At 36.4% G+C, this 690-nt stretch carries 1 protein-coding gene; it reads left to right on the top strand.

The genetic code is table 11. From position 1 onward, the window contains the following. The coding region (locus SANK73390_RS18610) for a hypothetical protein (protein ID WP_462767883.1) at positions 1-593 on the top strand (593 nt) is incomplete at its 5' end. Between the last annotated feature and the right edge of the window lie 97 nt (positions 594-690).

The raw sequence follows: 690 nt of genomic DNA, 5'->3' as shown, positions 1-690 counted from the left end.
GTTATATGGCTAAGGAAAGTATGCGTAATATTTTAGTTTTGATGATTTTTTTGGCTTCTAGCTTAGTTTATGCTGACTCTGACCCATGCGAGTCAAATCACTACCCTGTTAAATGGAAGTCCGACTTAAGCCATCCCGTATCTTACGAGTTACCTGCAATTTTCTATAAAACTGACAACTCAAAAGTTATTGTTTCTGTTTCAAAGGCAATAGATTTTGTTGAAGGTAATATGGCAACTCATAAACCTTATTTGAGAAATGCTAAAGAATACATAATTAATAGCTTGTCTGGACTACCAAAAACCAGACTTGTGGATCATTCAAACCTTTGGATTTCGACAGATGGATTGCAAGGGCAAGAGTTAAATAGAGCCATTCATGTTATGGCGGGTTACCAAGGGCTATTTGAAGGTGTATTGTTAAACAATGAAGCATCAGTAAGTATTAACGAAAAATTAATTGCCTCATCTAGTGCTGTCTATATGCTTGGTAAAGATCCAGTCCCTGTTCATGATTTAGATTATGTCCACAAACTTGTTGTTTTAAGTTCTGATGACATAGTATTTTCTAAATGTTGGCTAGACAGCAAATAGCCATATAACAAGCGCATAAAGTAACGGGACACATAACAGTTGGCTTGTCGCTCGTTCCTCGCTAAATTATAGCCAACTATTATTTAGCCCCTTATGC

The organism is Pseudoalteromonas sp. SANK 73390 (assembly GCF_054966645.1).
This window is presented reverse-complemented; position numbering and strand designations above follow the sequence as displayed.